The following is a 13,314-nucleotide window of genomic DNA, read 5'->3' on the forward strand; positions in this document are numbered from 1 at the left end:
TGGTCGTTCAGTGCTGAGCCGAGGTCCAGAGCACCGGGCAGTAGTCGGGGTCGGCGTAATCGGGGCGGCCGTCGGGCGTACGGCGTACCAGTTCGTCGTGGTTGTAGCCGACGACGGTGCCGTCGCTGAGCGGGTACGGGCGGTACTGGTTCTCGCCGTCCTGCAGGTGGAGGGAGACCGCGCGGCGGGGACGATCGCTGCGGTTGCCTGCACTGCCGTGGTAGGTGCGGCAGTGGTGGAAGCTCATGTGGCCCTTGGGGATGACCATCGGCACCTTGGTGACCTGGGTGCCGTTGAACTCCGCGTTGCGGGTCAGCAGGACCTCCAGGTCCTCCCGGTCCCGCTCGGCGAAGTGCTTGGCGGTGGAGTCGTCGTTGCCGATCTCCTGCCAGACGTGGCTGCCGTCGACCATGGTGATGGTGCCCATCTCCTCGCCGCAGTCGTGGAAGGGGATGAACGCGGTGAGCATGCGCTCCGAGGTCGACGACGCCCAGTAGTGCCGGTCGAAGTGCCACGGCACCACGTTGGTCGGCTCCTCCGGGCGCGGCGGCTTGTAGATCAGGGTCGACTGGAAGATCCGGATCTCGTCCGCCTGGGCCAGCCGGGCGGCGACGGCGCCGATCAGCGGCTTGCGCAGCAGCTTGGCCAGGCCGTCGTGCTCGTAGTGCACGTAGTCGTTGTGCCGCTGCACGTCGCCGTGCTGCGGCTCCCAGTAGGCCAGGCGGCGCGGCCGCAGGGGCAGGGAGCGGCTGCGCTCCCCGGCGTAGAAGCGCTCGCTGGCCTCGACCAGCTCGTCGACCTCGGCGTCGGTGAACAGCTTCTTCGTCAGGTACCAGCCGTGCGCGGCGTAGAACGCGACGTCCTCGTCGGACGGGAGCAGCTCGCGCTCCTCGTCGGTCAGGTTGCTCGGCTCGTTGCAAAGACGCTGTTCAGCCATGGCAGAACTCCTCGCCTGGGTGGGGGTGGATGCGGTGTGGCGCACGGGGGTGTCCCGGTCTCAGGCGGTGGCCAGGCCGGCCGGGCGGGCGTCCTGCGGTTGCACGGGCACCGCCTCGGCGGGGGCCGCCAGCTCACGCTCCTTGGCCTCGTACAGCGCCTTGATGTTGCTGCTGCCGAAGGTCAGCGCGCCGTGTCGCTCGATCAGCTCCAGGAACAGCGTCCGGCGCACGTGCATGGACTGCGTGAAGATCTGGTACAGCTCGCCGTAGTGGTCGGTGTCGACCAGCACCCCGAGCCGGCGCAGCTCCGCGATGGGCAGGTCGACGCTGCCCAGGCGCTGCTCCAGCGCGTCGAAGTAGGTGCCCGGCGTGCTGAGGAAGCCCACCCCCCGCTCGGCGAAGGTGCGCACCGCGGTGACGATGTCGTTGGTGCGGAACGCCACGTGCTGCACCCCGGCGCCGGCGTGCCATGACAGGAAGTCGTCGATCTGGCCGGGGCGGCGGGACAGGTCCGGCTCGAACAGCGTGAACGTCACCTGCCGCGACGGGCTCTGCACCACCTTCGAGTCCATGCCCTGGCCGCCGATCTCGATGTACTCCTCGAAGATCTCGGCGAAGCCGAAGACGTCCTGGTAGTAGCGCGAGGTGGCGGCGATCTCCCCGGCCGGCACGCAGATCGCGCAGTGGTCGATGACCTGTAGCGGGTCGTCGGCGTACGACTGCTCGGGCACCGTCATCTCGATGGTGCCGGGCAGGAACTCCCAGCGGGAGCCGTGCCGCTCGACGAGGCGGTGGGTGACGTCGCCGAAGCCCGAGACGCTCGCCTCGACCACCCGGCCCGCGCCGTTCTCGTGCACGGCCGGTGCGCCCAGCGCGGCGGCCCCGCGTCCGACGACGTGGTCGTACAGCCGGGCGGCGTCGTCGGTCTCGAAGGCGATGACGGCCACGCCGTCGCCGTGGCGGCCGACGTAGAGCGTGGCCGGGTGGTCGGCGACCAGGCCGGAGGTGAGCACGATGCGGATGTCCCCGTGCTGCAGCAGCAGCGAGCGCTGCCCGGCCAGGCCCGTCTGCGGCCCGCCCTGCCCGCATATCCGGAACCCGAATGCCGTGCACAGATAGTAGGCCGTCTGACGGGCGTCACCGACGTAGAACTCCAGGTGGTCGATGCCGAGAATGTTCATTTGCTACCTACCCTTGGCGTACGATGTCCTGTTTTGCACTGACTGCTAGGACTCGCTCCTCGCCAGGTGGGGGCGCGGAACGGGTCACGGATCATGACTCGTCCCGGCGCCGCCGCTTTCGCGGCGCACGCCAAACGAACTCACCACGCTCCGATTGGCCGTCGTGCCCCTGTGACGTCCGTAGTTCGCGACCCTCCCGCCGGAGCCGAACGCTCCGGCGAGGGCCGCCTGACTGTCACGCTAGCTGGTTATGCTGATGTCCCTCAATACCTAACTACGCAAATATTTAATTGCGACAGTATGTTGCGCGCGGCAAACGATTCGGTGACACCTCACTCAGCAAAACGGCTGAGTCGCGTGGTGGGTCGACCCAGGACAAGGCTCACATTATGTCCGCCGAATCCGAATGAATTGGACAGTGCAAAACCGATGGGACTTTGCCGAGCCTTGCCGCGAATATGGTCGAGATCGCACGCGGGATCGGGGTCTTCGAGGTTGACCGTCGGTGGCAGCAGCCCGTGCCCGAGCGCCATCACCGTCGCCGCGGCCTCGATCACCCCGGACGCGCCGAGCATGTGCCCGGTGACGCCCTTGTTCGAACTGACCGGCGGCATGGCCGAGGCGAACACCGTGTTGACCGCCAGCGACTCCGCCACGTCGCCCAACTTGGTGCTGGTCGCGTGGGCGTTGAGGTAGCCGATGTCGGCCGGCGACAGCCCCGCGTCGGCCAGCGCCCGGCGCATGCACTCGGCCTGGCCCTCGCCGTCGGGCCGGGGCGTGGTCGGGTGGTGGGCGTCGGTGGTCGCGCCCCAGCCGTGCAGCGTCGCGTACGCCGGACGACCCCGCGCGTCCGCGTCCGCGGCCCGCTCCAGCACCAACACGCCTGCCCCTTCGGCCAGGACGAGGCCGTTGCGCCGGGTGTCGAACGGGCGGCTGGCCGCGGCCGGGTCCGCAGCCCAGCCCTTGGCCAGCGCGCGGGTGTTGCCGAAGGTGTCGGCCAGGGTCGGGAACAGCGGCGCCTCGCCGCAGCCCACCAGCACCACGTCCGCCTCGCCGTACCGCAGGATGCGCATGCCCTCGGCGATGGACTGCGCCCCCGCCGCGCACGCGGTGCCGATGGAGGAGCTGTAGCCGCGCAGGTCGTACTTGATGGCGATGCGCGCGGTGGCCATGTTCGGCAGCATCCCGGGCAGCAGGTACGGGCTCACCCCCAACCGGCCCTTCCGGGTACGGGTGATCACCTGCGCCTCCAGGGTGGCCAGTCCGCCCGTGCCGGACACCACCGTGGCGGCCCGATACGGGTCCACGTCGCGGCCCACCACCAGGTCGGCGTCGGCCACCGCCCGGGCCGCGGCGACCAGCGCGTGCACGATGTACCGGTCCAGCGTGCGCGCCTCCGGGCCGGGCAGCACACTGGCCGCCTCGATGTCCGGGCCCTTGCCCATCACCTCCAGAGACCCCTGCGCGGCGTGCCCCTCGGGGGTGGCGATGATCCCGGACCGGCCGGTGCACAGGGCGTCGAAGATGTCGTCGAGATCCTGTCCGACCGGGGTGACCAGGCCGATGCCCGTGACGACGATGTCGGGACGAGGGCTCTTCATCGCGACACACCTGCCAGGGCGCGCTCGCGCAGCACCAGCTTGCGCACCTTGCCGGTGGCGCCGGTGGGGATGTCTTCGTCGTGCACCGCGTTGACGTCGCGCAGCGTCGGCGCGGCGTGCCCGCCCAGCGCGGCGACGACGGCGTCCCGGCGGTCGGCCGCGGCGTCGGCCCCGGCCTTGAGCACCAGCAGCACGTCGGTGACCACGCGGCCCTCCTCGCGCACCGCCACGACGGTGCAGTCGAGCACGTCGGGGCAGCTCGCCAGGATCTTCTCCTCGGTCAGCGAGGTGTGCAGCCACTGGCCGCCGTCCAGCACGACCGAGTCCACCGCCCGGTCCACGTGGTAGTAGTAGCCGTCCTCGTCGTAGTAGACGAGGTCGCCGGTCAGGTAGTAACCCGACTGGCGGGTGCGGAACTCGGTCACCGAGTCGTTCCAGTACATCAGTTTCACCGTCGGCGACTTGAGCCCCAGGTGTCCGACCACGCCCGCACCCACCGGCTCGCCGGCCTCGTCCAGCACCGCCACCTCGGCGAACACGTGCGGGCGGCCGATGCAGCGGTCGTAGCGCTCGGTGTCCACCCGGTGGGTGATGTGGAACGCGGAGTGGCCCATCTCGGTCGAGCCGATGCCGTCGATGAACATCGAGCCCGTCACCCGGGTCACGCCCTCCCGGGTGACGGTGTTGCGGCTGCCGACCGCGACCAGCGGCCGGATGTGCGCCTCGTGCGCGCAGTCGCCGGTGTTGAACCAGATCGCCACCGAGTCCAGGGCGCGCTTGCTCAGGTCGTGGCGGGCCATGTCGGCCCAGGTCACCGCGAAGCCGAAGACGCCGGTCGGCTTGAACCGCTCGATTGCGTCGAGCACGTAGTCGCCCCGCTGCGAGGACAGGAACACCAGCTCGGCACGGTTGCACAGGGCCTGGTTGATGGACAGGATGCCTGCGGTGTGCGCCGAGGGCAGCGCACACACCACCCGCTCGGTGCCCTGCGCCCGCGGGCCGGACAGCCGGATGCGGCGGGTGGCCTCGAACAGCGTGGTGTGCGAGTGCACGATCGCCTTGGGCAGGCCCGTCGTGCCGGAGGAGTGCGTGATGGAGATGGGGTCGTCCCGGTGGTGCCGGTACGGCTCCGGTGCCTGGGCCGGGTCCGCCGAGCCCATCTCGGTGATGTCGCCGAGCAGGCGCGAGCCGAAGTCACGGCCCTCCAGCAGGGCGGCGTGCTTCGGGTCGGTCAGCACCGCCTCGGCCCGCAACCGGCGGATGTACTCGGCCGCGATCTCGCCACTGAGGTTGCCGTTGAGCAGCGCCGGAATCGCCCCGACGCGGTTCAGCGCGAGGAACGACAGGATGACGTCGGCGGACGTGCTGGCGTACACGGCGACCGGGTCGCGCCAGCCGATGCCGCGCTGGTGCAGCCACGCGGCACGGGCCGCGACCCGCTCGTCGAGCTGCCCCAGCGTGAGTGGCTCCCACGCGGGGTGGCCGTCAACGTCCACGTCGAAGGTCAGGCCAGGGCCGGACGGATCGGCGCCGTGCGCCAGCAGCCGGGTGATGACATTGCCCGCGCCGAGGTCGGCGTCGGCGGCGAGGATCGCCCGCAGATTGGTTCCCATAGCTGCTACTCCTTCGGTCGGTTCACTTCGCTGTTGCGTACGAGCACGGCCAGCGCGCGGTCGCGCTCACCGGTGGCCAAGGCCTGCTCGGCCACCACGATCAGGGCCTCGTCGGCGTCGCCGTCGCGGATCAGCAGCGACGCCATCGCCAGGCCCTCGGCCAGGGACGCCCCGACGGGGTCGGCGCCGCCGCCGGGGCTCAGCGAGACCACGGGCCCGCCCAGCTCCCACCGCGCCGCCACGTAACCGGCCACCGCGTTGGGCACGGCCTGGAAGAACAGCAGCGGCCCCAGCCGCCGCCGGCCGTCGACCGCCGATGCAACCTCGGCTGCGGTCGTGGCGTCGCCGGTCGCCGAAGAGATGATCACTGCGGTACGCAGCCCGCGGTCCGCCGCGACGGGCGGCTGCCCATGCGCGCGGCTCAGACAGCGCCTGGCCGCCTCCGCCACCAGTGGGCTGAACGTCGACATCACGAACCCGGCCAGCACCGGCGGCTCCGCATCCGCCTCGGACTCCGGCCATGCCCCCCGCGCGACCTCCACGAGAGTGCTCATGCCGCACCGACCACTAGGGCGGTGTTCGCGCCGCCGAAGGCGGCGTTGAGGCTGAGGGCGTAGTCCGGTCCGGCAGTAGTCGTCTCGGTGAGTACGCGCAGGGGGCAGTCCGGGTCGGGGCCGAGGTAGCCGGCGTTGACCGGCAGGAAGCCCTCGCGCAGCGACAACACCGTGGCGACCAGTTCCAGCAGCGGTGAGGCTTCGAGTGCCTGCCCGTGCAGCGACTTGGTCGAACTGATCGGCACCACCAACGCGTGCGCGCCGAGGGTGCGCAGCAGTGCGGCGGACTCGGCGGCGTCGCTCTGCGCGGAGCCCGAGCCGTGCGCGTTGACATAGCCGATCTGTTCGGTGGCCAGCCCGGCGCGGCCGAGCGCGGCCTCGATCGCCCGGGCCAGGCCCGTGCCGTCGGGTCGCGGCTGCACCACGTGGTAGCCGTCTCCGGCGCGGCCCCAGCCGAGCAGCCGGGCCAGCGGTGTCGCGCCCCGGGACTGCGCGGCGCGGGCCGACTCCACCACGACCGCGGCCACGCCGTCGCCGAGCAGCAGGCCCTTGCGTCCCGCGCTGAACGGGCGTACGGCGCCGTCGGCCGCGAGCGCCCGGCCCGCGTCGAACAGCGCGAACTGGTCCGCCTCGACCAGGTATCCGGCGGCCACCAGCAGCCGGTCGGCGTCGCCCGCGGCCACCGCGGCGGCGGCGTCGGCGACCGCGGTGCTGGCCGCGACGCAGGCACTGGTGTACGTGCGCACCGCCCCGGACAGGCCCGCCTTCTCCGCGACGGACAGCGTGAACGCGCCGGTGCGGCCGGGCCGGTCGGGCAGGCCGCGGGCCCCGTCGGGCTCGCCGTGCACGGCCAGCAGCAGGGGAGTCGTGGCCCGGAGCGCCGCGGACAGCCCGGCCGACGCGGCTGCCTCGTCCACCACCGCGAGCAGTTCGTCGAGCAGTACGGGCGCGCCGGGCAGCAGCGCGCCGACGCCCACCCGCCGGGCACTCACGTCGAAGCGGGTGACCGGCGCGAACGCCGGCCGCCCCGATCGCAACCCGGCCGACAGCGCCGCGGCGCCCCGGCCGTACGCGCTGACCGCCGACAACCCGGTGACCACGACCTGCGCGCGGTCCCCGGCGGGGCGGGGTTCAGTCACCGGCAGGCTCCGCCAGCACCTCGGCAAGCGCCTCGACCGCGCCGGTCACCGTCGTCATCCGCATGAGCACGTCGTCGTCGAGGTCGAGCATCCGCCCGTGGCGCTGCTCGACCTGGTGCACCAGCCACGCCAGCTCCAGCGAGTCGATGCGCTCGCGCACCTGCTCCGGGCTGCGCTCGCCGTAACCGGCCAGCATCGCGACGACCTCGGCCCGGTCCGGGGAGGCCGGTTCACGCCGGCGCGGCACGCCGAGGGACCCGGCGGCCGCAACAGGGGCGTCCATCACGCGCTCGCCAGGTTGCCGCGCTCGCGGACGGCGTCGGCGAACTCGCCGACCGTCATGGCCGCCATCTGCTCGGCCTCCTCGTCGCTGAACTTCACGCCGTAGGTGTCCTCCACCCGCACCGCAAGCTCGGCGACGGCCAGCGACTCCAGGTCCACGCCCGCCGAACCCAGCGGCGTGTCGGCGTCGACGCCGTCGATCGGGTAGTTCATGTCCGCGATCGCGTCGATGATGAACTGGCGTACGTCGGTGCTCATGTTGACTTCCTTCCATGGTGGACGGCCCAACGGGCCCGGATCGGGGTGGCAGTCGGGGGGAGTGCGGTACGGCCGTCAGGAAGCCGGGCGCGGGTCCGCCGTACGCAGCACCGCGCGGTCGCGGACGAGCTTGCCCGTCGCGGTGCGGGGCAGCTGCTCGACGATGTGCAGCACACGCGGCCGTTTGTAGGGGGCAAGCCGCACGGCCAGCTCACCTTCGAGCGCCGCTGCCGCGGCCGGATCGGGCACCACGGCGAAGGCCTCGATGCCGCTGTCGAAGACGACGACCGCGCCCTCGACGCCGGGCAGGGCCGCCAGCGTGTGCTCCACCTCGGTCAGGTCCACCTTGAGCCCGCCGACCGACACCTGCGAGTCCAGCCGCCCGAGCACCGTCATCAGGCCGGTCGCCGGGTCGACCCGGCCCGCGTCCTTGGTGTGCAGCCAGCCGTCGACCCAGCGGGTCGGGTCCGACAGCCCGATGTACGGGCTCGCCGGTGTCGCGATCAGCAGCTCGCCGTCCTGCTCCCGGACGGTGATGCCGGGGGCGGGCAGAAGCGAGGGCCGGTGCTCGCCGAACAGGTCGGTGGCGATGACCCCGACCTCGGTCATGCCGTACATGTTGCCCAGCACGACGCCGTAGCGGTCGGTGAAACGCTGCGCCACCTCGGCGCGCACCAGCTCGCCGCCGGTGGTCATGCGCTTGAGCTGCGGCAGCTTCGGCGGGTTCGGGTTGGAGGCCAGCAGCTCGGTGTGGAACGGCACGCCCAGCAACGTGGTCGGCGCTTCTCCGGCGGCCACGGCGCGCAGTACGGCGTCGACGGTCAGCCGCTCCGGCAGCACCAGCTCGACGCCCGCGTGCAGGCAGTAGAGCAGGCCGCCGACCAGGCCCAGCACGTGCACCACGGAGGCCAGCAGCACCACCCGCTCGCCGGGCAGCGGCACCCCGTCGATGCGGGTGTACCGGTCGATCTCGGCGACCAACTGCTCGACGGTACGCGCGATGACCTTGGAGGGGCCGGTGGAGCCGGAACTGAGCTGCACCACGGCATGCCCGGTGTCGGCGGGACGGCCCTCGCGAGCCTCGGCGACGTCGGCGACCTCGTAGAAGGCACGCAACCCGCCCGGCAGCGTGCCGGTGCAGCTCACCACGACCTGCGGTTGCAACCGGTCCAGGGCACGATCGGTCTCGTACGCGGTCAGCCGGTGATCCAGCAGTGCGACCTGCGCGCCGATCCGCCACGCGGCCAGCAGGTTCGCCGCGTACGCCAGCGACGGCGGCAGCCGCAGCGCGACCGAGCCGCCCCGGGCCAGCCCCAGCCGGCGCAGCGTGTCCTCCCGGTCGGCGACGGCGTGGCGCAGGGCCGCCCGGTCGACGGGGGATCCGAAGTGGAGGCAGACGTCCCGGTCTTCGCCGGCGAGCAGGAGCTCGTCCACCCAGTCGGGGGTCGCCGCCAAGGGCGCGCCGGTCGCCCAGCCCGTGTTGCTCATGAATGCTCCGCCAGGTGTCGCAAAGGATGCTGGAACCTGGGTCATGCGCCCCCGACGGACCCGGTGAATCCGGAGACTAGCAAGGGGATCGATGTACTTGCAATGTTAACGTTAAGTCTGTCGATACGTGAATGGACCAGCCAAAATTCGGGCTTTTCATGGCAGATGAGAGGGCCGCAATCCGACATCAATCTGACTCATCGCGAATTCCATCCGGGCGATTTCCGCCCGCAGTCGGGCCACCTCGCGCCCCGCTCCGCCGTGCTCGCGCCGGGCCAGTTCCCGCACCGCCTGATGCACGGCGGGCGCGTCGAGTTGCGCCAGCGCGTGGGCCGCGGTCTTGGCGCGCAGCACCCGCCGCGGGGCCAGCCGGCGCAGCCCCGACCTGGCCCGCAGCGTCCACTCGCCGTCGGCGTAGCGCAACGTGACCCGGGGGCCGAGCGTGGTCGCGGCCAGCCCGTACCCGCGCGGCAGTGCCGCCGCCGGGTCGGCGGTCGGACCGCGGGCCCCGACGTCGTTGAGCTCACGCCAGACCCGGTGCCGGACGACCGGGGTCAGGGTGACGGCGAAGTACAGCAGCGAGGACAGCAGCACGCCGTTGACGAAGCCCAACTGCTCCACGACCAGGCCGGCCAGCACGCCGCCGAGCGGGATGCCGGCCATGGCCACGGCCATGATGATGCCGCCCGCACGGGCCAGCATCGGGCTGGGCACCCGCTGGTAGATGACCGCGCCGATGGTCGGGTTCACCGAGCACATCGCCATGCCGCTGATGAACGTCACCACGACGATCACGGTCAGGTCGTCGGTGAGCGCGAAGACCAGGAAGCGGGGGGCGCCGCCCACGAAGTAGCCGAAGACCAGCGCGCTGTAGCGCGGCAGGTACGGGGCCAGCGTCGCGAACACGACACTGCCCGCGATCATCCCCACGGCGTACGCCGCCGAGACCGATCCGAGTGCGACCGGCGAGTGCAGCACCGTGAGCACCCACAAGGGCACGAACACCACGGCGCTGGCCTGGTTGAACAGGTTGGTGAAGAACAGCATCCCGGTGACCGCCCGCAGCAGCGGCTCCGAGGTGAAGTACACGAAGCCGCCGTGCAGCGCGGTCAGGTACGGCTCGGCCGGGGCGGGTCTGGGCGGCTCGTCGGACTGCCGGGCCGGGTCCGGCACGAAGAACGCCACCAGCGCCGCGCCGATCAGGAAGCTCGCCGCGTCGACCCAGATCGCCCCGATCGCGCCGAACGCGGCGATGGCGACGCCGCCCACCGAGGCCCCGATCAGCCCGGAGGTACGCAGCACGCCCTCACGGGCCGCCGACACCCGGGTGAAGTCCGTGCCCGCGGCATCCATCAGCGGCTTGAGCAGGTTGTTCTTGGACCGGTCGGCCTGCGCCCGGAGCACCCCGGCCAGGCTGGACAGCACGATCAGCACGCCGAAGCCGAGCTGCCCGGTCAGCGCGATCGCGCCCATCACCACCGCGCTGCCCGCGTCGGACAGCAGCGAGGTCGCGCGGGAGCCGATCCGGTCCTGCAGCGGGGCGGCCAGCACCCCGCTCAGCACGTACGCCAGCGTCTCCGCGCCCGCCACCACGCCGACCTTCACCGGGCTGCCGGTGGTGACCAGCACCAGCCAGGGAATGGCGAGGAAGGACATCCGGCCGCCGATGACCGAGATCGCCTCCGCGGCGACCAGGCCGGGGATGGCGGCTCTACGGCGCCAGGGCGACTGCGGCGTCGCGATGGACAACGGAACTCCTTCTCAAGCCGGTCGGGTTCTTTGTACCAGCAACAAAGGCGGACATTGAAGTATCCGTAGGTATCGAGTGGTGCCGCTCTGGACACGTACCGTCGCCGTCGATACGGTGACCTTCGATCCGTCGGGCGGTCAGCCCCGGTCCGTCGGCGTGGAGAGGCGGTCGGTCGATGCGGTTGCTCATGGTCGGAGCGGACCTGCCCGCCCTGGCGGCGGCCGCGCCCGATGTCGAGGTGACCGTGCTGCTCGGCGCGACCACGAAGGACGGCTGGCTGCCGCTGCCCGCCGGGGTGCGCACCGTCTTCGTCGACGACCACAAGAGCATCGACGCCGCCGTCAACGGCCTGCTGCGCGCCGGGTTCGGCCCCGGCTCGTTCGACGCGGTCTACGCCTACGACGACCCCGCGCTGATGACGGCCGCGGCGCTGGCCGCCATGCTCGGCGCCCGTGGCATCCCGCCGCGCACGGTGGCCCTGTTCCGCGACAAGTACCTGCAGAAGCAGGCGCTGCGCGCGGCCGGGCTGCCGGTGACCGCATGCACGGTCGTCGAGGACATCCGCGACCTGCCCGCCGGATACCGGCTGCCGTATTCCAAGGCCGTGGTCAAGCCGGTGGCCGGGATGGCGACGCAGTCCACGTTCGTGGTCTCCGGCGACGCCGAGCTGGCCCGGATCAGCGCCCAGTGCCGCGCGAACAACACCGCCGCACGCACCTTCGTGATCGAGGAGTTCGTCACGGGCGAGGAGTGGTTCGCCGACGGTTACCTGTCCGAAGGGGAGCTGCGCTTCCTGAGCCTGGGCCGGTATGCCCAGCCCTGCCTGAGCGCGGTGCTGGAGAAGGCGCCGGTGCAGACGTACTGCCTCGACCCGGTGGCGGACAAGGGGGCGTACGACCTGGCGGCGCCACTGGTCACCGACGCACTGCGGGTGCTGGGCCTGGCCGACGGCGTCTTCCACATGGAGCTGTTCCACCGGCCCGACACGGGCCGCCTGGTGTTCAGCGAGTGCGCGGCGCGCCGCGCGGGCGGCCCGATCAGCGACCAGATCCGCTACAAGTACGGCGTGGACCTGGCCGCCGACGGGGTGCGCGCCCTCCTGGAGCCGGTGGGCGAACCGGACGTGCGGGTCCGCGAGGGCGTGGTCGCCTCCACGTTCCTGCCGCTGCGGCCCGGCGTCGTGCTCGGTTACCCGACCGCCGAGCAGGTGCTGGCGCAGCCCGACGTGGTGCACGCCCGGCTCTTCGTGCCCAAGGGCATGCGCGTGCAGGGCGGTGCGGCGAACACCTTCGCCCGCATGGGCGAGGTCACCGTGCACACCCCCGACGTGGCGACCGCTCAGCGGCGGCTCACCGAACTGGCCGACTGGTTCCGGCAGCACATCGAGGTGCTGCCGCTGGCCCCGACGCTGCGGGAGCTGTTCGCCGACCCCCGCAACGCCGACTTCGTCCACGCGGCCGGCTGACCGCCGCAGGTCGTCAGATCAGGAGAGTGTGATGCCACTCCACCAGCAGGTCCAGGCGATGCGCGCACGTCGCGAAGCCAGCGGCACCCCGCAGCTGTACACGCTGTCGGTGGCGGAGGCCCGCGCCGCAGACCTCGCCTCGATCCAGGCGTCCGGGGGCGACCCCGAGCCGGTCGCCGAGGTCGTCGACCGCGAGATCGAGGGTCCCGGCGGGCCGCTGCCGATCCGGATCTACCGTCCCGTGCTCGGCGGCGAGCTGCCGGTGCTGGTCTACTTCTTCGGCGGCGGCTGGACGCTGGGCACCATCGACACCTCCGACGCGGTGTGCCGCAGCCTCGCCAACGCCGCCGGCTGCCTGGTCGTCGCCGCGGGTTACCGCCTCGCCCCGGAGCACAAGTTCCCCGCCGCGGTGCACGACTGCCACGCCGCGGTCCGCTGGGTCGCCGCGAACGCCGCCGCCATCGGCGCGGACCCGGCCCGCATCGCCGTCGGCGGCGACAGCGCGGGCGGCAACCTGGCCGCCGCGGTGACCCTGCTGGCCCGCGAGGACGGCGACCTGCCGCTGGCCGGGCAGCTGCTGGTGTATCCGAACACCGACCACCGCTCGCACACCGCCTCGCTGCGCGAGGGCACCGACCCCTACCTGTTCAACGCCACCTCGGTCGCCTGGTACTGGGCCAACTACCTGGCCACACCCGAGGACGGGCTGAACCCGCTGGCCTCGCCGCTGCGCGCGGAAAGCCTGGCCGGCCTGCCCTCGGCCCTGATCGTCACCGCCGAGTACGACCCGCTGCGCGACCAGGCCGAGGAGTACGCCCGCCGCCTCGGGCGCGACGGCGTGCCGGTGACGCTGACCCGATACGACGGCATGGTCCACGGCTTCTTCTGCATGGGCGGCGAACTCGACGCCGGCCGCCGCGCCCTCGCCCAGGCCGCCGACCAGCTCCGCAAGTGGTTCACCACCTGACCCCGCCGCGCACCCGCCCCGTCCCCGGCGCTTCGCACCCCGCTTTACATCGACGCTGGCCTATCACATCGAGAATGA

General features: G+C 72.1%; 12 protein-coding genes. 2 read left to right on the plus strand and 10 right to left on the minus strand.

The features are described 5' to 3' along the window. Positions 1 to 7: 7 nt before the first annotated feature. The 10 genes from FLL47_RS06325 to FLL47_RS06370 all read right to left on the minus strand — a co-directional run bounded on the left by FLL47_RS06325 (position 8) and on the right by FLL47_RS06370 (position 10,803). Positions 8 to 937, minus strand: coding sequence for a phytanoyl-CoA dioxygenase family protein (locus FLL47_RS06325; RefSeq protein WP_144119489.1), 930 nt, complete (start codon positions 935 to 937; stop codon positions 8 to 10). 60 nt (positions 938 to 997) lie between these two features. Next, positions 998 to 2,119 carry a 4-hydroxyphenylpyruvate dioxygenase gene (gene hppD / locus FLL47_RS06330; protein ID WP_144119490.1) on the minus strand — a complete coding sequence of 374 codons (1,122 nt, stop codon included), beginning with the start codon at positions 2,117 to 2,119 and terminating at the stop codon, positions 998 to 1,000. 332 nt (positions 2,120 to 2,451) lie between these two features. Then, the gene (locus FLL47_RS06335) at positions 2,452 to 3,720 is read right to left on the minus strand and encodes a beta-ketoacyl-[acyl-carrier-protein] synthase family protein (protein WP_144119491.1); all 1,269 of its coding nucleotides are present in this window, start codon (positions 3,718 to 3,720) and stop codon (positions 2,452 to 2,454) included. After that, on the minus strand, positions 3,717 to 5,333 hold the full coding sequence (locus FLL47_RS06340; protein ID WP_144119492.1) for a class I adenylate-forming enzyme family protein: 1,617 nt from the start codon (positions 5,331 to 5,333) through the stop codon (positions 3,717 to 3,719). Before FLL47_RS06340 ends, FLL47_RS06335 begins: the two co-directional genes overlap by 4 nt. A 5-nt stretch (positions 5,334 to 5,338) precedes the next feature. Further along, positions 5,339 to 5,887 carry a beta-ketoacyl synthase N-terminal-like domain-containing protein gene (locus tag FLL47_RS06345; protein ID WP_144119493.1) on the minus strand — a complete coding sequence of 183 codons (549 nt, stop codon included), beginning with the start codon at positions 5,885 to 5,887 and terminating at the stop codon, positions 5,339 to 5,341. Beyond that, positions 5,884 to 7,026 carry a beta-ketoacyl-[acyl-carrier-protein] synthase family protein gene (locus tag FLL47_RS06350; RefSeq protein ID WP_144119494.1) on the minus strand — a complete coding sequence of 381 codons (1,143 nt, stop codon included), beginning with the start codon at positions 7,024 to 7,026 and terminating at the stop codon, positions 5,884 to 5,886. Before FLL47_RS06350 ends, FLL47_RS06345 begins: the two co-directional genes overlap by 4 nt. Beyond that, positions 7,019 to 7,222 (minus strand): hypothetical protein, encoded by a 204-nt coding sequence (locus FLL47_RS06355; protein ID WP_144119659.1) that lies wholly within the window; start codon positions 7,220 to 7,222, stop codon positions 7,019 to 7,021. Before FLL47_RS06355 ends, FLL47_RS06350 begins: the two co-directional genes overlap by 8 nt. Before the next feature lie 86 nt (positions 7,223 to 7,308). Continuing rightward, positions 7,309 to 7,566, minus strand: coding sequence for an acyl carrier protein (locus FLL47_RS06360; protein WP_144119495.1), 258 nt, complete (start codon positions 7,564 to 7,566; stop codon positions 7,309 to 7,311). Between the two features lie 75 nt (positions 7,567 to 7,641). Continuing rightward, positions 7,642 to 9,054 carry a class I adenylate-forming enzyme family protein gene (locus tag FLL47_RS06365; protein ID WP_144119496.1) on the minus strand — a complete coding sequence of 471 codons (1,413 nt, stop codon included), beginning with the start codon at positions 9,052 to 9,054 and terminating at the stop codon, positions 7,642 to 7,644. Between the two features lie 156 nt (positions 9,055 to 9,210). After that, complete coding sequence (locus tag FLL47_RS06370; protein WP_144119497.1) at positions 9,211 to 10,803, minus strand: MFS transporter; 1,593 nt, start codon at positions 10,801 to 10,803, stop codon at positions 9,211 to 9,213. Positions 10,804 to 10,979: 176 nt separating this feature from the next. On the opposite strand from FLL47_RS06370, the gene FLL47_RS06375 reads away from it, so the two are divergent. After that, positions 10,980 to 12,269: an ATP-grasp domain-containing protein gene (locus FLL47_RS06375; RefSeq protein ID WP_144119498.1), complete on the plus strand. Its 1,290-nt coding sequence runs from the start codon at positions 10,980 to 10,982 to the stop codon at positions 12,267 to 12,269. A gap of 31 nt (positions 12,270 to 12,300) precedes the next feature. Continuing rightward, positions 12,301 to 13,236 carry an alpha/beta hydrolase gene (locus tag FLL47_RS06380; RefSeq protein ID WP_186315584.1) on the plus strand — a complete coding sequence of 312 codons (936 nt, stop codon included), beginning with the start codon at positions 12,301 to 12,303 and terminating at the stop codon, positions 13,234 to 13,236. Positions 13,237 to 13,314: the final 78 nt, after the last annotated feature.

Origin of the sequence: Catellatospora sichuanensis (assembly GCF_007483665.1) — a bacterium.
Taxonomy (GTDB): Bacteria; Actinomycetota; Actinomycetes; order Mycobacteriales; family Micromonosporaceae; genus Catellatospora; species Catellatospora sichuanensis.